The sequence below is a fragment of the Sphingobium agrisoli genome (assembly GCF_041877245.1).
In the GTDB taxonomy this organism is placed as follows: domain Bacteria; phylum Pseudomonadota; class Alphaproteobacteria; order Sphingomonadales; family Sphingomonadaceae; genus Sphingobium.
Window position 1 is genome coordinate 98267 of record NZ_JBHDJI010000013.1, and the last position, 18606, is coordinate 116872.

22 protein-coding genes and 1 tRNA gene are annotated in these 18606 nt (G+C 62.0%); 10 read left to right on the top strand and 13 right to left on the bottom strand.

Annotated elements, in window-relative coordinates:
- The first annotated feature begins 63 nt into the window (after positions 1-63).
- The 3 genes from ACETPF_RS18295 to ACETPF_RS18305 are packed head-to-tail and all read left to right on the top strand — an operon-like array spanning position 64 to position 3452.
- A complete protein-coding gene (locus tag ACETPF_RS18295; RefSeq protein ID WP_373936034.1) occupies positions 64-1242 on the top strand; it encodes a glycosyltransferase family 4 protein in 1179 nt (392 codons plus the stop codon).
- 27 nt (positions 1243-1269) lie between these two features.
- Positions 1270-2586 (top strand): replication-associated recombination protein A, encoded by a 1317-nt coding sequence (locus tag ACETPF_RS18300; protein WP_373936035.1) that lies wholly within the window; start codon positions 1270-1272, stop codon positions 2584-2586.
- On the top strand, positions 2583-3452 hold the full coding sequence (locus ACETPF_RS18305) for a hypothetical protein (RefSeq protein ID WP_373936036.1): 870 nt from the start codon (positions 2583-2585) through the stop codon (positions 3450-3452). The genes ACETPF_RS18300 and ACETPF_RS18305 overlap by 4 nt, the downstream gene beginning before the upstream one ends.
- 9 nt (positions 3453-3461) lie before the next feature.
- Here ACETPF_RS18305 and ACETPF_RS18310 read toward each other — a convergent pair.
- Positions 3462-3536: transfer RNA gene (locus ACETPF_RS18310), tRNA-Thr, on the bottom strand.
- Positions 3537-4239: 703 nt separating this feature from the next.
- Between ACETPF_RS18310 and ACETPF_RS18315 the strand changes: the two genes are divergently transcribed.
- Entirely contained in the window at positions 4240-4542 is a 303-nt protein-coding gene (locus ACETPF_RS18315; protein WP_373936061.1) for a glycine zipper 2TM domain-containing protein, read from the top strand.
- Positions 4543-4611: 69 nt separating this feature from the next.
- On the opposite strand, the gene ACETPF_RS18320 is transcribed toward ACETPF_RS18315, so the two are convergent.
- Both ACETPF_RS18320 and ACETPF_RS18325 read right to left on the bottom strand, forming a co-directional pair.
- Positions 4612-4890 (bottom strand): hypothetical protein, encoded by a 279-nt coding sequence (locus ACETPF_RS18320; protein WP_373936037.1) that lies wholly within the window; start codon positions 4888-4890, stop codon positions 4612-4614.
- Positions 4891-5038: 148 nt separating this feature from the next.
- Entirely contained in the window at positions 5039-5446 is a 408-nt protein-coding gene (locus ACETPF_RS18325; protein WP_373936038.1) for an EVE domain-containing protein, read from the bottom strand.
- A gap of 104 nt (positions 5447-5550) precedes the next feature.
- Between ACETPF_RS18325 and ACETPF_RS18330 the strand changes: the two genes are divergently transcribed.
- Positions 5551-6498, top strand: a complete 948-nt coding sequence (locus tag ACETPF_RS18330) for an isopenicillin N synthase family dioxygenase (RefSeq protein WP_373936039.1) — start codon at positions 5551-5553, stop codon at positions 6496-6498.
- A 32-nt stretch (positions 6499-6530) separates the two neighbouring features.
- On the opposite strand, the gene ACETPF_RS18335 is transcribed toward ACETPF_RS18330, so the two are convergent.
- The gene (locus tag ACETPF_RS18335; RefSeq protein ID WP_373936040.1) at positions 6531-6944 is read right to left on the bottom strand and encodes a winged helix-turn-helix transcriptional regulator; all 414 of its coding nucleotides are present in this window, start codon (positions 6942-6944) and stop codon (positions 6531-6533) included.
- Between the two features lie 88 nt (positions 6945-7032).
- Between ACETPF_RS18335 and ACETPF_RS18340 the strand changes: the two genes are divergently transcribed.
- Positions 7033-7653: an FMN-dependent NADH-azoreductase gene (locus tag ACETPF_RS18340; RefSeq protein ID WP_373936041.1), complete on the top strand. Its 621-nt coding sequence runs from the start codon at positions 7033-7035 to the stop codon at positions 7651-7653.
- 723 nt (positions 7654-8376) lie between these two features.
- Here ACETPF_RS18340 and ACETPF_RS18345 read toward each other — a convergent pair.
- Both ACETPF_RS18345 and ACETPF_RS18350 read right to left on the bottom strand, forming a co-directional pair.
- Positions 8377-8715, bottom strand: a complete 339-nt coding sequence (locus ACETPF_RS18345; RefSeq protein ID WP_373936042.1) for a hypothetical protein — start codon at positions 8713-8715, stop codon at positions 8377-8379.
- 59 nt (positions 8716-8774) lie between these two features.
- Entirely contained in the window at positions 8775-9467 is a 693-nt protein-coding gene (locus tag ACETPF_RS18350) for an AMP-binding protein (RefSeq protein WP_373936043.1), read from the bottom strand.
- Here ACETPF_RS18350 and ACETPF_RS18355 point away from each other — a divergent pair.
- The 4 genes from ACETPF_RS18355 (at position 9372) to ACETPF_RS18370 (ending at position 13185) form a co-directional block, all read left to right on the top strand.
- Positions 9372-9836 carry a hypothetical protein gene (locus ACETPF_RS18355; protein WP_373936062.1) on the top strand — a complete coding sequence of 155 codons (465 nt, stop codon included), beginning with the start codon at positions 9372-9374 and terminating at the stop codon, positions 9834-9836. The genes ACETPF_RS18350 and ACETPF_RS18355 overlap by 96 nt on opposite strands.
- Positions 9837-10829: 993 nt before the next feature.
- Complete coding sequence (locus ACETPF_RS18360; RefSeq protein WP_373936044.1) at positions 10830-12467, top strand: patatin-like phospholipase family protein; 1638 nt, start codon at positions 10830-10832, stop codon at positions 12465-12467.
- A complete protein-coding gene (locus ACETPF_RS18365; protein ID WP_373936045.1) occupies positions 12442-12768 on the top strand; it encodes a hypothetical protein in 327 nt (108 codons plus the stop codon). The genes ACETPF_RS18360 and ACETPF_RS18365 overlap by 26 nt, the downstream gene beginning before the upstream one ends.
- A gap of 27 nt (positions 12769-12795) precedes the next feature.
- The gene (locus ACETPF_RS18370; protein WP_373936046.1) at positions 12796-13185 is read left to right on the top strand and encodes a holo-ACP synthase; all 390 of its coding nucleotides are present in this window, start codon (positions 12796-12798) and stop codon (positions 13183-13185) included.
- Here the strand turns inward: ACETPF_RS18370 and ACETPF_RS18375 are convergent.
- The 7 genes from ACETPF_RS18375 to ACETPF_RS18405 all read right to left on the bottom strand — a co-directional run bounded on the left by ACETPF_RS18375 (position 13137) and on the right by ACETPF_RS18405 (position 18320).
- Positions 13137-14036 carry a nucleoside triphosphate pyrophosphohydrolase family protein gene (locus ACETPF_RS18375; RefSeq protein ID WP_373936047.1) on the bottom strand — a complete coding sequence of 300 codons (900 nt, stop codon included), beginning with the start codon at positions 14034-14036 and terminating at the stop codon, positions 13137-13139. The two genes, ACETPF_RS18370 and ACETPF_RS18375, sit on opposite strands and share 49 nt — an antisense overlap.
- A 12-nt stretch (positions 14037-14048) precedes the next feature.
- Positions 14049-15089, bottom strand: coding sequence for a nucleotide kinase domain-containing protein (locus ACETPF_RS18380; protein ID WP_373936048.1), 1041 nt, complete (start codon positions 15087-15089; stop codon positions 14049-14051).
- A gap of 1 nt (position 15090) precedes the next feature.
- Complete coding sequence (locus ACETPF_RS18385) at positions 15091-15957, bottom strand: thymidylate synthase (protein WP_373936049.1); 867 nt, start codon at positions 15955-15957, stop codon at positions 15091-15093.
- Entirely contained in the window at positions 15893-16741 is an 849-nt protein-coding gene (locus ACETPF_RS18390) for an ImmA/IrrE family metallo-endopeptidase (RefSeq protein WP_373936050.1), read from the bottom strand. Before ACETPF_RS18390 ends, ACETPF_RS18385 begins: the two co-directional genes overlap by 65 nt.
- A 3-nt stretch (positions 16742-16744) precedes the next feature.
- Positions 16745-17098 (bottom strand): helix-turn-helix domain-containing protein, encoded by a 354-nt coding sequence (locus ACETPF_RS18395; protein WP_373936051.1) that lies wholly within the window; start codon positions 17096-17098, stop codon positions 16745-16747.
- The gene (locus ACETPF_RS18400) at positions 17095-17397 is read right to left on the bottom strand and encodes a hypothetical protein (RefSeq protein WP_373936052.1); all 303 of its coding nucleotides are present in this window, start codon (positions 17395-17397) and stop codon (positions 17095-17097) included. Before ACETPF_RS18400 ends, ACETPF_RS18395 begins: the two co-directional genes overlap by 4 nt.
- 377 nt (positions 17398-17774) lie before the next feature.
- The gene (locus ACETPF_RS18405; RefSeq protein ID WP_373936053.1) at positions 17775-18320 is read right to left on the bottom strand and encodes a lytic transglycosylase domain-containing protein; all 546 of its coding nucleotides are present in this window, start codon (positions 18318-18320) and stop codon (positions 17775-17777) included.
- Between the last annotated feature and the right edge of the window lie 286 nt (positions 18321-18606).

Consider the following 18606-nt stretch of genomic DNA (forward strand, 5'->3'; position numbering starts at 1 on the left):
CCCCGCCGCAGCCGCCCACGCCGGGGTGTTCCCCCAGTCGCTCGAATGGACTAAGGGGCGCCGATGGATGCAACCGGCCTTCGCGTAGCCCTCTTCAGCGGCAACTATAATTATGTGCGCGACGGCGCCAATCAGGCGCTCAATCGCTTTGTCGCCTATCTGTTGCGCCAGGGAGCGACCGTGCGCGTCTATGCGCCGACGGTCGAGAAGCCGGCGTTCGAGCCCACCGGCGACCTGGTGAGCGCGCCGTCCTTCGCAGTGCCGGGCCGCAAGGAATATCGCGTTCCCTACCGGCTTTCGCGCACTCTGCGCCGCGATATCAAAGCATTCGCCCCCAATCTGGTCCATCTGTCGAGCCCCGATCCTTTAGGTCATCGCGCCCTCAGCTGGGCGCGCCGCCATCAGGTGCCGACCGTCGCGTCGGTGCATACAAGGTTCGAAACCTATCCGCGCTATTATGGCCTCGCCTTCCTCGAACCGCTGGTCGAATCGATGCTGCGACGCTTCTATCGCCGCTGCGACGCGATCGTCGCGCCCTCCGAATCGATGGCGCAACTGCTGCGCGAACAGCGGATGAGCTATGATGTCGGCATCTGGACGCGCGGCATCGACCGCGACATTTTCCATCCCGGTCGCCGCGATCTCGAATGGCGCCGCTCGATCGGCTTAGAGGATGATGTGCCGGCGATCGGCTTCATCGGCCGGCTCGTAATGGAAAAGGGGCTGGACGTCTTTTCCGACACGATCGACCAACTCAGCGCGCGGCAGTTGCGGCACAAGGTGCTGATCGTGGGCGAGGGCCCGGCGCGCGAATGGTTTCAAAATCGGCTGCCGCAGGCGGTGTTCACCGGATTTCAGAAGGGGCCGGAGCTTGGGCGCGCGGTCGCCAGCATGGATATGCTGTTCAATCCGTCCGTGACCGAAACCTTCGGCAACGTGACGCTCGAAGCCATGGCGTGCGGCCTGCCCACCGTCGCCGCGCGCGCAACCGGCAGCGAAAGCCTGGTGACGGAAGGCGTCACCGGCCGGCTGATCCGCCCCGGCGCGATCGGCGCCTTCGCCGATGCGCTCGAAGCCTATTGCCTCGACCCCGACGCGCGCCGACGCGCGGGACAGGCGGCGCAAGCGCGCGCCGAGCGCAATGGCTGGGACCAAGTCAATCAGGCGCTGGTCGACACCTATCTTCGCGTTATCCGCCAGCGCGCACAGGGGCTCTTGCCCCGCTCCAGCCCGGTTCCCTAAGCTCGCCGCCATGCCTATATCCGGCTGATGGCCGACCTTTTCGCTCCCGAAGACCTGCCCGCCGACGCGCCGGCCGACACCGCGCCCCTCGCCGGCCGGCTTCGCCCCCGCACGCTGGCCGAGGTCGTCGGGCAGGAGCATCTGACCGGTCCGGACGGCGCGATCGGGCGGATGGTGGCGGCGGGGCGGCTCTCTTCGATCATCTTCTGGGGGCCGCCGGGCACAGGCAAAACCACCATCTCGCGCCTGCTCGCCGACGCGGTAGGGATGCGGTTCGAGCCGATTTCGGCGGTGTTTTCGGGCGTCGCCGACCTTAAGAAAGTGTTCGCCGCCGCCAGGGAGCATGGCCGGCGTGGCGAAAAGACGTTGCTTTTCGTGGACGAAATTCATCGCTTCAACCGGGCGCAGCAGGACAGCTTCCTGCCCTTCGTCGAGGACGGCACCGTGACCCTGGTCGGCGCGACCACCGAAAATCCGAGCTTCGAACTGAACGCTGCGCTTCTGTCCCGCGCGCAGGTGCTGATCCTGCGCCGGCTCGATGCGGCGGCGCTAGAACTGCTGCTGGAGCGGGCCGAGGCGCTGACCGGCCGACCGTTGCCGCTGGACGCCGCTGCGCGCGAAGCATTGCTGGCGAGTGCCGACGGCGATGGGCGTTTTCTGCTGAACCAGGTCGAGACGCTCTATTCTATCGCGCTAGCCGACCCGCTCGATCCTGCCGGCCTCTCCGCGCTGCTGCACCGCCGCGTGGCGGTCTATGACAAGGATCGCGAGGGACATTACAACCTCATCTCTGCCCTGCACAAATCGCTGCGCGGGTCCGATCCGCAGGCCGCGCTCTATTATCTCGCGCGGATGCTGACCGCCGGCGAAGAGCCGCTCTATGTGCTGCGCCGCCTGGTACGCTTTGCGACCGAAGACATCGGCCTCGCCGATCCGCAGGCAGTGGTGCAATGCCTCGCCGCGAAAGACGCCTATGAGTTTCTGGGATCGCCCGAGGGCGAACTCGCGATCGTGCAGGCCTGCCTCTATTGCGCGACCGCGCCCAAATCCAACGCCGGCTATATGGCGATGAAGGCTTCGTTCAGGTCGGCGCGCGAAACCGGATCGCTGATGCCGCCGATGAACATCGTCAATGCTCCCACCAAGCTGATGAAGCAGGTCGGATACGGCAAGGGCTATCAATATGATCATGACGCGGCGGAGGGCTTTTCCGGCGCTAACTATTGGCCCGAAGAGATGACCCCGCAGACCTTCTACGCCCCGACCGATCGCGGCTTTGAGGCGCGTGTGGCCGAACGCATGGCCCATTGGGACCGGCTGCGGGCAGGGCGCGACAGCGGGTGAGCGGGTTCGACCATTTCGCCGTTGTCGACTGGTCGGGCGAGGCGGTTGCCCGGCCGAAAGGGCTGGCCGTCGCCTATGCCGACAGGGGGGACCGGCCGCCCGTGCTGCTCGCTCCGCCCGGCGGATGGACACGCGAGAGGCTGACGGAGTGGCTGGTCGCGCATGGCCGCGCGGGCACCCGGCTGCTGATAGGGCTCGATCTCTCGCCCGCCTTGCCCTTCGCGGACGAGGGGGCATATTTCCCCGGCTGGCCCGACAGTCCCGCCGATGCGACGGCGCTATGGGCAATGGTCGAGCGGCATGCCGCCGACGATCTCCACCTGTCCGTGTCGTCGCTGCTGCGCCATGCCGAAATCAGGCGGCATTTCCGCCAGCATGGTGACTGCGGCGATCTATTTCCCGCAGGCAAGGGCCGCCTGCGGGTTTGCGAACTCGGACAAGCGGCCATGGGCCTTTCGCCCTCCAGCTGCTTCAACCTCGTCGGCGCGGCCCAGGTCGGCAAGTCGAGTCTGACGGGTATGCGGACCCTGCACCGGCTGCGCGGCGTCGTGCCGGTCTGGCCGTTCGATCCCATCCCGGCCGACGGGCCGCTGATCGTGGAAATCTACACCAGCCTCGCCGCGCGGGAGGCGCGCCTGCCCCCCGGGCGAGCCAAGATGCGCGATGCCCAGTCACTGGATGCAGCGCTTGCGGAACTGGGAGTCGGTCCGCACCGCGCCTTGCCGCGCTACAGCGACCACGCGACCGACGCGATCCTGACCACCGCCTGGCTGCGTATCGCGGCGGACCGGGCATCGCTCTGGAACCCTCCAGCCATGACCCCGCACATCGCCCGCACGGAAGGCTGGACGTTTGGCGTTGCGTGAAATGGAGGATGGTGCCGGCTGAGGGGATCGAACCCCCGACCTTCGGTTTACAAAACCGCTGCACTACCGCTGTGCTAAGCCGGCTAATGGATGCTCGCCCTAATGGCCGTGCCCGTGCCGGTCAACGTCAAACCATGGCGGTCCCCGCCGAATCAAAATGGGGGCCGGCATCGCTGCCGGTCCCCATTTCCGTCGGGTCGTCCGATCCGCGTCTTTTGCAAGATGCGATCATCGGCCCGGCGTATCCCGCGCCTTGTCCTCACGGACTCGACGCAGGCTTTGCCCCGGTTCTCAAGCCTTTTTCAAGGCCGTCCGCCCGGTGCGGGTCGCCATCATTCCCAAACCCGACGTTCACTTTCGCGCGTACCCGGCATGGGTTGTCAAGCGGCCTCGTCCGCCTTGGCATTTTTGCTGGAAGCAAGACCGCCCGGCCAGACTATCGCGGCAGAAAACACCTGATTTCTCAGCATATTTTCGGGTTTGGATCGCTCCGCTTCCTCGCCTCGACAAGAAAGATCGTCTCACCATCTGCGAGTCGGGCCAAGGGGAATCGCGCGCCATGATGACCATGGTGATGCGAAATCTGTGGATAAATGTGGATAACTTTCTCCTCCATCCGAATGTCGGCTTGCTTAGCGCCAATCCCGTTCGCGGCTTGCTTCGGCTGCGTCGCGTCAAAATTTTATCGACCGCATTACAATATCTTGCTTCGTTGCCGCACGTTCATGCAACCTCGATCAAAGTGAAAGGGTTGAACCGTCAATTCACGCAACCGGAGGAGAAACTCATGCGTAAAGCCCTGCTCGCCCTGGCCGCCGTCTCGCTGGCCGTCCCTGTTTCCATGGCCATCTCGACCGAAGGCGCTCAGGCCCGCAAGCATCATCGCTACAGCGAATGGCGCGGGCGCGATGGCCGGACCTATTGCCGCAAATCCAATGGCACCACCGGCCTGATCGTTGGCGGCGTAGGCGGCGCTCTGGTCGGTCGCGCGATCGATACGCGCGGCGACCGTGCGACCGGCACCATCCTGGGTGCGGCCGGCGGCGCGCTGCTCGGCAAGGAAATCGACAGCAAGCGTCGCTGCCGCTAAGGCTCGGCACACAAAAAGGGCGGCATCCTCATCGGGTGCCGCCCTTTTCAATGTTCCTGGAGAATTGCTTTATTCCGAAGCGGCGCCGCGCGCTTCCTCGACGTCAAAGGCAACCGCCTTGCCGCCCGATACGCCTGAAACCTTGCCATTCTTGACGGCCAGATTGAAGGCAACGGCGTCGGGATAACGACGGCCGGAAATCACCTGGCCAGTGTTGGTGTCCTTCACCTGGTACACATAAGTGTAGCCTTCGTGGGTGAAGCGCTGCTTGGCGGTGGCGTCTTCGGCCTGAGCGGCGGTGGCGGCGATGGCGCTCAAAGCGCCGGCAATGATGAACTTCGACAGCATTCGCATAGGGTGTCTCCTTGTGAATGCCGATCAAACACCTCTGGATATATTTATTGGTTGCGGCTTACCTATGTCGCGACGCGACATGCCCCAATCGCAAATAGCGTCATTGCAGTTGCGTAACGTGCAACCTTCTTTGTCGAGCGCCTCAAGCCTTTGACAAGGCGACGATATGGTCAAATTGCGCCTTGGTGAGGGGCGACACGGACAGGCGCGACTGGCGCAGCATCACCATATCGGAAAGCGCTGGATCGGCCTTCATGGTTTTCAATGTCACCGGCTTTGCCAATTTTTCCTTCGGCGCGACATGCACCGCGACCCATTTGCCGGTTTCGTCCGTGCTGTCGGGCGCGGCTTCTTCGACGATCGTCATGATGCCCACCGCCTCGACGCCGATATTGCTGTGGTAGAATAGCGCCAGGTCGCCTTTCCGCATCGCCTGCATATGCAGCTTTGCAGCATGGTTACGCACCCCGTCCCACTCCGCCTTCCCCTTGGCGACCAAGTCGTCATAGGCAAAGACATCCGGTTCCGATTTCATCAGCCAATAGTTCATTCTGCCTCCTTGCAACAGCGGCCCGGCGCGATCAAGGATGCGGGCATGAACGGCCGGCCCCATATCCCGGAACGCGGCCAATGCGGAATATCTGGAGAAGAAATGTGTCGAAAACGGTGCTGGATCGAGTGCCCGTCCTGTCGATGGCGGACATGCCCAAGGCGGATTTTGCCCAGGCGTTCGGGCAATCCTTTCAACGGTTCGGCTTCGCCATGGTCCGGGATCATGGTATGGACCAAAATCTGATCGATGAAGGATGGGCGCTGGCTCGCCGCTTCTTCGACCTGCCGGTGGCGGCGAAGCAGCGCTATGATGCGAAACCCAATGGCGGCCAGCGCGGCTACACCGCCTTCGGCACCGAAATCGCCAAGGGCGCGCGCGAGAATGACCTCAAGGAATTCTGGCATGTAGGTCGCGATCTGCCCGTCGGCGACCCACTGGCCGAAACGATGCCGCCCAACATCTGGCCGGACGAATTGCCGGAATTCGCGTCAGTTTTTAGGGCCCTCTATCGCGAGTTCGACCGTGTCGGCGCGGAACTGCTCTCCGCCATCGCCCTCTATCTCGGCCTGCCCGAGCGCTGGTTCGACGGCCCGATCGAAAACGGCAATTCGATCCTGCGCCTACTCCACTATCCACCGGTGTCGCCTGAAGCGCCTGGCATCCGCGCCGGCGCGCATGAGGATATCAATCTCATCACCCTGCTGTTGGGCGCGGAGGAAGGCGGGCTGGAACTGAGGGACCGTGACGGTAACTGGCTTCCCGTCGTGCCGCCGCGCGGCGCGCTAGCGATCAATGTCGGCGACATGCTCCAGCGGCTCACCAACCACGTCCTGCCCTCGACCAGCCACCAGGTCGTCAATCCGCCGCCCGACCGCCGTGGCCATTCGCGCTATTCGATGCCGTTCTTCCTCCACCTGCGCCCGGATTTCATGATCGATGCGCTGCCGCAATGCGTGACAGAGGATAATCCGCGCCGCGACCCGCCCATCAGCGCACATGATTATCTGACCGAGCGGCTGATCGAGATCGGCCTTATCAAGAAGGTCTAGGCGACCAGAAGAACTGGGTACGATTGTCTCGCTCAGCCGCGCGTAGCCAGCGTGACGGGCCAATCCGTCCCGTTCGCCGCCCGCAGATCAAAGGCGTGGCGCGCGCCTTCCACGGTCGCCCGATTGGCCAAGGCCCATTGGGCGAGCGCGTCGACAGGAATCAGCAGGGAACGTCCTAGCGCCGTGAGCTCATAGTCCACACGCGGAGGGATCGCGGGTGTCACCGTCCGTGTGATAAGTCCGTCACGTTCAAGGCCACGCAAGGCCAAGGTGAGCATGCGCTGCGATATGCCGTCCACGACTCGCCGCAGCTCGCTGAATCGCATGCTCCGCTCACCCAGACGAGAGATGATGAGGACGCTCCATTTGTCGCCCACCCGCGCGAGAACCTCGGTAACCTTGAGGCACTCGCTGACGGGGTGAAAGGCAATCTCGGTATCAGTCATGTTACCTCGGTATAGAAAATGTGCCGTCTTGCGGCGCACATATCGGTATATATTTGTACCTCGGTCACATATCTATAGCGAGGTGATCGTGAAAATTCTTCGAATCGACAGCAGCATTCTGGGTGAACATTCCGCGAGCCGGGAGCTCACCGGAGCCATTGTCGACAAACTCAAATCGGACCTCCCGGACGCCGAGATCGTCACGCGCGATCTCGTGGCCGACGGCCTGACCCACGCGGTCCCAGCAACGCTGCCGTCGGCGCATCCGCTCTCGCAGATGGCGGGCCCGCTCGAAGGCGATGCGGCGCTTGGCCGTGCTGCCAGTGACGCCCTGCTTGAGGAATTCCTCGCGGCCGATGTCGTGGTGATCGGCGCGCCCATGTATAATTTCACGATCCCCACGCATCTCAAGGCCTGGATCGACCGCATCCTCGTGCCCGGCACCACCTTCGGCTATTCCGAGCAGGGTCCAACCGGTCTGATGGGTGCCAAGCGTGTCATTATCGCGATCACCCGCGGCGGCTTCTATGGTCCTGGCACTGCCCAGGCGGCGGTCGAGCATGGTGACAGCTATCTGCGCGCCGCGCTTGGCTTCATCGGCATCGCGAATCCTGAGATCATCATCGCGGAAGGGCTGGCCGTCAGCGAGGAGCAGAAGGCTATCGCCAAGGCCCAGGCAAATGAGGCGATCCAGGCGCTCGCTGCATGAAGATATGACATGACATCGAGGGGACGGCGATCCGGCTACGCCAGCGTCGTTCCCCTCGGGCTCACGCATATCAGCTTCTTGCCATTGGCCCGAGTTCGGGCCGCGCAAGAGCATTGGGCGCTGAAGCCCGTTTCTCGGCGATCGATGCCGCCCCTTGCCCTGCTCTTGACGGACGAGCTTGTTAAAGGCGTCACGCGCTTTTTGCGGCCGCCAAATCGGTTGTCGACATGACTGGCCTGAGCGAGCGCAGGCCTGTTGCGCCCGCCTGCCACCGTGCCGATTTCTGCCCTGCCGCTACCTATTAATCGACGTAGATCAGGCGGTTCGGCTTACCCTACAGATGGACGTCAGCCACATCCCCGATGAAAATGCCGTGCGTCCCGTGTTGAGGGGTCTTCCCATCCCTACAGATGTCGATGCCTGGCCACCTTCAAGCCGGGGGATGCCAAGTCCGCTTTTGGTCCCGCCCCCCCCCCTGAGAGGCGCACCTCACCCTCGAATTGCCCGGCGCAACGATCTGCCACCGGACACCCCGAGCGGTGCAGGATATTTATGTGGGAAGGCGATCCAGATACCAGGATGGGATAGAGGGAAGCGGCCTGGTTGACGCAGATCGGCATGGAGGGATGCCGCAACGCATTCCTGAAGTCGCCCAACCCTCTATCCTTACCTCACCTTGCCATACCTTCCCAATTCATTCGCCTGGGCATCGTGCTTGGTTCATCAGATCTTGACGAACAGCGGCTCGAAGAACTTGGTCTTGTCGATTGTGTCGCTGAATTCATAGCCGCGCTTGGGGCCTTCCGTCGCGACAAACTCCTTCACGACCTTGAAATGGGCATCGAGATCGTCAGCCTCGAATTCGTAGACCGAGACATATCCATAGTCGTTTCCGCGCTCAAACTCGTAACCCTTGTGCGGAACCGCCTTGTAACGGCCGAGTGGGGTGGTGTTGGGGATGTCTCGATACAGCGGTAGCGCGATATTGTCGTACCAATGATTATATTCATCCTCCTTACCCTCAACAGGTGCGGTGAACGCAAACATCAGATATTTTTCCATGATACTACTCCTCTCGATTATGTCATTTTCCAAGATTAGCCGATTGACGGCAGCGCACCCTAGAATTTTGCGGAGACACTTACGCCATAGGTCGCGGGCCGCCCGGCAAATCGGATGTTGACGTCCTGATTCTGCACTGCCGACGTCCAATAATATGTGTTGGTGACGTTGCGGCCCCACAGGCGAACGCCCCACCGTCCGTCGGCGGCTTCGACGCCGGCGTGGAGATCGAGTAGCGCGCGGCTTTTGATCACGAGCAGCGGGTTGGGCAGCGCCGATATGTCGATCACGGGGATCGGATGATCGAACGCCGACACCACGTCCTGCACCTTGCTAAGCCAGGGTGGTGCCGTCAGGACGGCCGCGCAGTCTGGAAAGCTTATGCCATAGGCCATTTCGTGCGGCAGATAATCCTGGTTCAGCGTAACGACGCAGGCGCCGAGGCTGTTGAGCGCGAACAGGTGCCAGAAATGCTCCGGGCGGTTACCGGCGACAAGCGCGATGCGGTGACCGATACCATAGCCCGCAGCCCGGTAGCGATCGGCAAGGTCCATGACGATCGCATAGGCGTCGCCGTAACTTTGCTGGAGGCCTTCGGGATAATAGTCCCGGCTCGCAGTTGCGGGATAGCAAAGAAATGCATTTGCGGGCGCGCGTTGGGCGGCCGCTTCGAATTGTTCGAAAATCGTTTTGTACGGGATCGATATTCCGGGCCGCGTTTCGATACCGGCAATGCTCTGATTGTCCGTCATTTCGCGGGCTTAATCCAAATCTTGGTGATGTTGTGGGAGGCAGCCTCGGCTCCCGCCGCTACTGTATCGCTGTCGATGCGCGAAGCGTGCAGCGACGATGGAAAAGCAGTTTCGGCCATCTCGCATCCCTTCGCCCAAAGCTCGCACCATGGCCTGTCGCCAGCGAAGATCGCCGGCCCGAACCGCATATTCGGGCAAGATTACGCACCGCATGGCACCGCGCGCAGGGCACAACAGGCTGACTGCCGTTTGACAATATCAGCCACCACCCGTGCCGGCGTGCATCGGCGAGGACGAAAACCGACCTTCAGGCGCCGGCATGTCCACATCCTGCTCCTTACCCGTTATGGAGAAAGGCAGACCGGTTGAACACCGACCTAAAACTGATGCGCCCCATCACATCGAACGATTGAGAGAGCTTCCGCCGGTGCGGTTTTAGGGCGCGATCAGCAATGCGGGCGTCTCGACAAGGCACTGAACCCGCTAAACGAAAGACGCCGCATCCGAGTTGTCCACCACGCGATCGCCAGCCATGCGTCTTCCCTCCTTGCAGATGCGGCGATCATCAGCTTGGCCCATTGCCTTCGCGCGGACGCTGGGGCGATAGCGCTGCGGCATGCGCCGAAGCGACTACCGGCCCAGGCTGAGGATTGTCCTCTGCGCAAGGTGCCGATAGCGGTAGCGCCAGGAATTATTGCCTACCGAAGAGTTCATCCGACTCAGCGAGCTTGTAGCTGTGCGAGGATGGACCCTATGAACATCATGAGAGATAGCATTGGTGGGCCCGGCACCTACCGAGTTGGTGGGTTTAAGGGCTTGAGAGAGAGAGGAAACTTCCTCTCTCGGCTTCAATTTACGCACGTCTTTACACACACGCGGCGGGAGCGTGCCACATTTGGCCTTTTCCTGCCTGTTCTCAATGGCTTATTCCTTCGCTCGCTCCCCTCCTTCAGGCCATCGGCTAGGTTGCGAGATTTGCCCCACGCAACCCGGCACTATTCACACTTTGTTCCGGCGCGTTGTCAATTGGAAACCTTGCGGACGGGCCATTATGCGAGGCCAGCAACCATGTGGATCCGAGATCGGGTTTCGGACAAAGCGGCTGCTTGTCATGACCACCGAGAATGATGGTGGGACTAGTCGGTCGGTCCCACTTCACTCCTAAGTCGGCAGGATTTGTCACGAGCAGGCGCGCCAGCTTGTCCATCTCGCACCGTACAACGGCGGGGAATGGGCCAACAGCGACCTGCAGATTTGCCGTGGGCGAATGGCAAGTAGCCGTTCGAAAGGACGCTCATTTAGCTGGATCGAAATGAGCCTCATCAATATGGTCGGCGGGAGACATGCCACAGCTCAGGATCAATGCGGTTGCCCGGCCCCCCTATCACCGTCGAACCGCAGCGTGCGTTCGTCGCTTTGGCTGGCGGCGGGGCGAAAGGGTTGATCCATGTCGGTGCGCTACGCGCACTGGAAGATCGCGGCGTGGCGTTTTGTGGTCTTGCAGGAACGTCGGCGGGCGCGATTGTCGCCGCGCTCAAGGCTGCGGGCTTTTCGTCTCGCGAACTGCTCGATCCCGATGGCGGGCCGACGATCATGGATCAGCTCAGCGCGATCGATCCAGAAATCAGCCGGGCGGTCGACATTTTCGGGAAGTCCGGCTGGGCACGCGTGGTGTGGTTCCGCTGGGCCGCAGGTCATGCGTGGATGCTGCGCGTGGCCGGCGGCGCGACCGGCCTGATCCTGCCGGCCGGGCTGCTCCTCGCCGGGGCCACGCGGTCCTGGCTAGTTGTTTCCGCCGCGATAGTGTTGACCCTCCTGCTTTCTGCTCTGGCGGTACTTGCGGTGCGGTTCTTTATCGGCGGGCTGGCTGACGTTGGCCGGTTTCGTGGCGCGTTGGCTGTCCTTTTGCAACGCCGGCTCTTTCCCGACGAACCCGAACGTATCGTGACAATGAGCGATTTCGGGAACGGCGACCGACCGACTCTTAAGATCGTCAGCGCCAATCTGAGCAAGCGGCAGCTGCAACTCTTTTCGCCCGAGCGCACGCCGGACGTGGCGGTGGCCGACGCGGTGGCGGCATCGATTTGCCTCCCCATCATTTTCCAGCCGTGGCGGATCGGTCAATCTTCGTTTGTAGATGGCGGTATAGTTTCGAATCTGCCGGCCTGGCCATTCGATGAAGAGCGAGAGCTCGATCCCGAGGCGCTGACGATCGCTGTCGAAATCGCCGATACATCCGATGCCCCACTTGTCAGCCGATTCAACTGGCTGCCATCGGCAATCCGCACGGCATTGTTCGGCTCCGGCGAGCTCAATTTGCGGGTATCCGGGCACGCAGAGCAACTTGTGCTGGAGAGCAGCCTAAAGCTGTTGCAGTTCGATCTGACGCTCGATCAAGCAAGGCAGGAGGTGCGCGACGGGGCGGCGGCAGCGCGAGTCCGGCTCGACAAGCGACTCTTCCGCCGCCCCGAGCTCTACCGCGACGCCTGCGAACTTACGCGCGGTCTCGCTGAGGACGTATTGGAAACGGCGCTCGGTATCGATGCAAAGCAGGTACGCGTGGCGATCGCCGTCCCCGACCAGGACTATCATCATTCGCTGCGACTGCGGTTCTCGACGGGCTACGAGAGGCATGCAGACGAGGGCATGCTCGTCCCTATCGACGGTTCGGTTCTTGGCGAGGCCTGGCGGTCGCGAGAATCGCGCTTCGAGCTTGCGCCTTTTCCGCAAGGTCTCGATTTGCCCGGCCCGGCCAACCGGCTGCGGCGCAAATTGCGCTGGGGAAAACTGGCGTGGCAGCTTTGCATCCCTATATTGGACGACAACGGCCGCGCTCGCGTCGTCGTTCACATCGGCGGCGACGCGAAACTCCCTCCCGACGAACGGCTCGAAGTCGCGGTCACGGAGATCGAAAACGCTGTGAATGAGTTCTTTCGTCTGATAATGTATGAGTTGGTCGAACTGGAAGATGGCCATGAGCTGGAAGAGCACCACCTTTAAGAAATCTCCGCAGAACGGCCGGTTCGTCGTCAAGGGGAGCAAGGCGTCCGCCAGCGACCCAGCGACCAACGCCGACGCGCCTGCAGGTGCTAAGGGAAATGCGTGGGCCGTTGCGAAGGACGGCGGGTCGACAACCGCCAAAGGCCTCGGCGAGGTCAAGCGGGCAACCGCGCAGGCGGTGGCCAAATATCAGGGTGCGATGTCGGGGGTGGTCCTGGAGGCGAAGAAGATCGCTGAGGAACGCCGCGAGACGCTCGACTCGATTAAGGATCCCGAGCTCAAGCGCAGTGCGGCGCGCTGATCTGACTGCCAGCGTGACTTGACGCACATGACTGTCATCGCGGTGGGCCTCGATCTGGTGGAAATCGATCGGTTCCGATTACTTTATGGCGAACTCGACCCCGACGTACTCAACCGCGTCTTTACCCCCGGGGAACAAGCGTTCGACGGGACAGATGCCGAACAGCTGACGCGGCTGGCTGCGCGGTTCGCGGTGAAGGAAGCGGTTCTCAAGACGATCGGCGGACTTCAGGATGGCATTTCCTGGACCGATGTCGAGCTGCTGTCGGACGGGGTCTCCGCACCGCGGGTCTCCGTAACAGGCGGCGCGCGCGATGCGGCCACCGCTCGCGGCATTTCAGACTGGCTGATCAGCCTGACGCACGGCGCTCAGAGCGCGGCCGCCGTGGCGCTCGCAACCGGCGCAGCAGGGACGTAGCGCAGCGTCCGGACGGTGCGATCGACTTGTACCTTACCGCCCTTCGCGGCGTTGAGATCCCGCCAGGCCGCGAAGCTTTGTACGATTGCGCTTTGCCACAGCGCCTCGGGCTGATCCTTCACCTCGAGATGTGCACACATACCGCGGACCGTTTTCAGCAACGCCTCGTCGACGCCGCCCGCTCCTTCGAGAAAATTGTGGTTGCGGCCATAGTCGAAGATGAGCGCCGCAATGCCCTCCTCTATGACCGCCGCGCGGCCGCCGTCCTCAACCTCGTCGAGCTTGGCAACGCTCTTGCGTTTGCGGCCCAGAAGCTTGCGCAGGACAGGTGACCAGCCCAGAACGGCAACGAAGCCAGCGTGGAACACGTCGTGGAAGCGGTAGCCGTCATCCTCGTGGGCATTGTCGGTCAGTTCCGCCCCAACCTGGACGCCATTGAAGAGGGTCCGGGCAATTACGCTGTTGCCATCGACCTGCTGCACGAAGGTAAGCGTGAAGCGATCGGGAAAGCTTTCGGCCTCGTCCTCGCAACTGCCAAGCGCGACGCCGCCTTGTTCGCCGAACCGGGCGCGGGTCTTGGCAAGGTTGGCGGCCGCGATGTCCTCTAGATTGAGGCCATATTTGCTGGCGACGTTGGCGATGTACCAGAGAATGTCGCCGAGCTCCTCATGGACGCGATCGACGAAACGCACATGGCTCGGACCGTCGCGAAGCCATTTCTTGTACTCGGAGAGCAGCTGGCCCGCCTCGCCCGCGAGCCCGAGCAAGGGCACCAGCTGTGCCGCGTCCGCACCGTTAAGACCGGTGCGGTCCGTTTCGAGGGCCTGGGACTGATAATCGCCAAGTTGCATCAATCTGTCCTTTCAAAGAAGCTGACCTGACCGTGCAGTGTCGGCCGGCAGCTTGTCGTTGAGCCCCCATTTCGGCGGGAACCAGACGCCGTGCGGAGAGGGCAGCGGCTTATAGATTTGCTTGATCCTCGTGCGGCCCGACACGCCCATCACATCGGGATGGGCGACCCGCGCATATTTGCTGATCTCGCAGAACAAGTTCTGGCAATCGATCAGTTGAAGTGGGCGCCCCCACAAGCTTTCGAAGTCTAGGCCAAGCCGCGCGAACTCGCGATCCTGACGGTCGTGCATAAATTCGATGATATCTTCGGCCAAATAATCTGGTGCGTTGTGGAAGCATTTTGCGATGCCGTCGCGCGCGCCGGGGCCTGCGACCACGAAACTGTCCTCTGGAAAATCGATCGCCGTGCCGTAGTTGAGGTCGATCGCAAGCTGGAAAGCGAGAAAATCGCCGAGCGATGGCAATTGCTTGAGGAGCGCAAAAACTTCGCCAAGCGAGGTCGCGCTGCCAAGCTCATCGATTAATTTTCCTCCCAGCGCCGTGCGGATGAGATGCAGATGTCCGCGATGCTTGACCCCGTCGCCGCCCGGCCATTTGACAGGCGGGATGATATAAGCCGCGGAATAGAGCCGGGCGCCACTGCGCATCGCCGCCGACAGGAGCTTGTCGTACCGGGTGAAATCGAACGTTTCCCAACGCAGGTCACCAATCTGGTCTTCGAGAAGCTGCCAGGTCTCGATCTTATTAAACAGCTTGAACAAGAGGACGCGGAACAACTGCTCGCGCGGGTCCATCGAGCGGCCTTTGCCATAAATAACCTCGCGAATTAGGTACTGGCTGACACGGTCTGCCGCGCGATAGGTGTTGGTGAAGCGGTGGCGTAGTAGAATCGGATCGTCGGTCCACGGTGCAGGATCGCCGCGCAACCGGCGGAAGAAGACCGCCTGCCGCTCGGCTGCGAAGCGCCAATAGCTGTCAAAGACAATGGTCGGCCGGAGGTCGGCAAATCGGTTCGTGTCGCGGAAGAAGGCGGGCGAATGTTGATCGGTCATATCAGGCAGCCTGATCGACCCCCTGCGCGGTGGTCAGTTCAGCGCGAACCGTGGCAAGCATGGCAGCGAAGTCAGTGTCAGTCTTGCCAATCTTGTCCATCTTAGCAATGCCGACGAAGACATTGAGCCGCTCGAGACGGCGATGCATCTGCGACGCCATGAACGCGCCGAGGCGGGCGAGCCCCAAATAATTGCCATAGCCTTTGTGAACGATCTGCTGGGTCGCGTAGAAGGCGTTCACCACCAACCCGTCATCGCCCGAGAAAGTGAAGCTGACCTGTTGAAGACAGGGGAATTCGAGCTGCGCGGTGGTGAGCATGTCGCGGTAAGGATCAAAGGTCGTCGCCTGCCATTTAGAACGGCGGCCGCTCGGATTTCGATCGTATTCATCAAGAATCCAGGCGAGCTGGTTCTTGCCCGCGCCACCGCCTTCGAAGTCCACCATGCGCTGGAAATAGGAGCCACGCTTGTTGTTCTGCGGATTATAGTCCTGGATGCGCTGGAACGCTTCGCGGAACATCTCGAAAAAGACCGCGCGGCTGCCCTCCGACATCAGCCAGTAGCGCTGCGGGAAAATCGTCCAGGCGACATTCTCGACGTCGCGCTTGCCCTTCGCAGCAAGCAGCGTGTCAATCGCTGTGCGGATCGCCGGAACTTCAACCGGCGTGCCGTCATCCGCGAAGCCCGTGATCGACAGGCTGAGCGGCGAAATCGCGTCCACACCCGGCCGCGCAAGGCGATCGAGCACGGTGGCCCAGCCGAGCGAGAGGTTGTCGGCGACAATAGTTTCGGGTTCGGCTATCTTACCCATCGGGGTCCTCCATGAAGCGGTAGTTGGCTGGGCCGGTGAAGCGCGCCGGGGCGACACGCGCCTCGATCTGCCAGTCCGGCGTGGTCACGGTGGCGCGGCCGCGGCCGACGGCGTTGTAGACATCATAGCCTTCGATGGTCTGACGTGGGGCCAGCACGGCGCCATCGATCGTCGCCCCGCGAGGCACGGCCAGCGCGTAGCCCTCATCGAGATCGACGCTGGCCGACTGTTGGCGAGCATCGAGCAGGACCAGACCGTCGGCATCGTCGTCCCCGAGGAACCGCTTACGGATACGTTGGGGCGCCCACTTGCCCAGTTCGATGCGGCTGTTGCGCGGCATATCACCGAGCGTCATCGAAAGGTGGGTGAGCAGGGTCTCGTACCCCACCCCGAACTCGCTGGCGATCGTGAGGATCTGGAGCGGATTGGCCGTCGCGGGCTTCCACCCCCGGCTGTTGAACGCGCGTCGCATCGCGATCGACGGCATCAGCAGGAAGCCGGCAAATGCATTAGCCAGAATCTCTTCAGGGATCTCGCTGTCCTGCCGGTCATCCGCTTTCAGCTCGTCGATCGTCGAGCCGTGGCCGAACCAATGATGCCCGATTTCATGCGCGCAGGTGAAAGCCTTACGTGCGAGCGGGCGGAGCGCCGAGAGCATGATGCGCGGCGGCGTTCCCTTCTGGTAGAACCCCTCCATGCTGACCGGCAGGAAGCGGACCCTGATGCCAAGCCCTTCGGCGATCGCATAAGGATCGACCGGCGCGATCTGGTCGAGGCCGAGCTGCTCGCGCACATTCGACGCAGCTTGGGCACCGTCGAGGATGAGGATCCGCCGATTCATCGCTCAGTCCTCGGTCTCGTCATCGGTCCGCACTGCGGCGAGCGCGCGCAACAGACCGTCCAGAGCATCGGGTGACAATTTGGCCAGTTCGCGCGCGGCAAGCTGGAGCTTAGGGTCGTCCATCGCCAGTTTGTCGGGGGCCTCACCCAGCAGATAGGCGCTCCCGACATCGAAGATCTCGGCGAAGTGAGCGATTTCGTCGGCGCTGACCCGGCGGTTGCCGGCTTCGATCTCGCTCACGGTCGGGCGATGCATCCCCATCAGCTTGGCGACCTGGCCCTGGCTGAGGCCGGCAAGCTGACGGGCTTCACGGATGCGCCGCGCGATGAGTTGGCGCTGTTCGGTCTCGGCGGTCATTCCGCAGCGACCGCATAATGCTGCTCAGCGATGTGCGAGCAAATAACTTCGGCCGACTGGTTGATTGTCAGCAAGGGTCCCCCATTTTTACCACCGAACACATGAACGTCATTGTCGATCTTCACTCCAAGCTCCTTGGCAATCCACGATGTGGCCACCGGCCAAACCGTGCTGTCGAACTGTTCGAGAACCCGACGCGGCACGTCACCACCCGCCAGGCTCGGACAGGGCAATCCGCTTACGTCCTGAACTTTCTGCAGCGTCTTGACGATCGCCGCTCTGGCTTCATCTAGAGTCATAGACACCTTCCTTACAGATAGTAAGATAATCTTACCTGCCTGACTTTCAAGAGGCTTGTGTGATTTTTTGCGCGCAGGCGAAAACGTCCGCAAACTGCGGAAATCGCTGTCCGCGCTTCAGCCTCGCAGGGACCGGCCGACACCGAAGGACGACTAGCTACCAACAAGCCTGAGCCGCTAAAGATCGGCCGCTTTCGGAATCAGTCTTCGACTTCGCGAACGGCTGGAATGAGGGTGCCTTTCTGATGGTCTGCTTGGAGCGCTGCGTCGGTAACCTCTGCCAAGAGCAGATATTCGCGGCTGCTGAGCCGGGGCGATCGGGTTTTGGTCGCGAGCCGCCAAGCCAAAACGCCCCTCCGGCCATTCTTGCCAGTCCTCTAGCGGGGACCTGAAGATCCTGGCTCACGGAATACATTGGGGCCAAAGCGGCTCCGGAGATGGTGGGCGACGCTCGCGGCATAACGGCGCTGGCGCCACTCCGTCGGGCTATGATAGACGCCGATCGCCTCCCAATAATCGCGAGTGACGGCCAAGCCGGACAAGAAGATCCACCTAGCCGCGCTGACGTTGAAGCAAGCATCATGTACCAACCACCACCGCACATGCGAGTTCGGTCGCCCCGTGGCGAGCGCCAGTTTCGGCACCCACCAGCTATTGACCTGAAGCGGGCCGAGATCGTGGGATCCGTTCGTGTTGAAGACCTCCGCTCCAATCCAGCCACCCTCCTGGTCCCGCAGGCCCCAGAGCGTCTTTTCGAGCCATGGCTGACCGCGCGCGGCCAGCTGGATGCATCGAGCGACCTCTTTTTCTGAGGCCGGATCGCCACGCGGCTTCGCGATGGCTTGGAAGGTGCAGCAGAGCGCGGTCACCGTGATGATCGCCGATATTATTGTTTCGCTCAGGATGCGATGGGTTGGGCTCATATGTGCAACCCTAGGGTGAAGACGATCGGGCAAGCAGCCAAGACGGCAAGCGGCATGACGAGATGTCCTGTCATCGGTCTGGTCCGTGGGAAGGTTCAGGCTGGTTGTCAGGAGCTGGCGGCGTGCGGTGCCCGCCGGGGTGCTGGCCCGCATGGGGATCGGCAGCGACGCCGCGATCGAGCACAGATTGAAGGATGGACTTGTAACGGTTTTGTGCCGGTCACTTGAGAGTTTAAGGCTCGTTCAAGGAGACCGACGAGATGATCAAGCATAGTGAAGAGTTCAA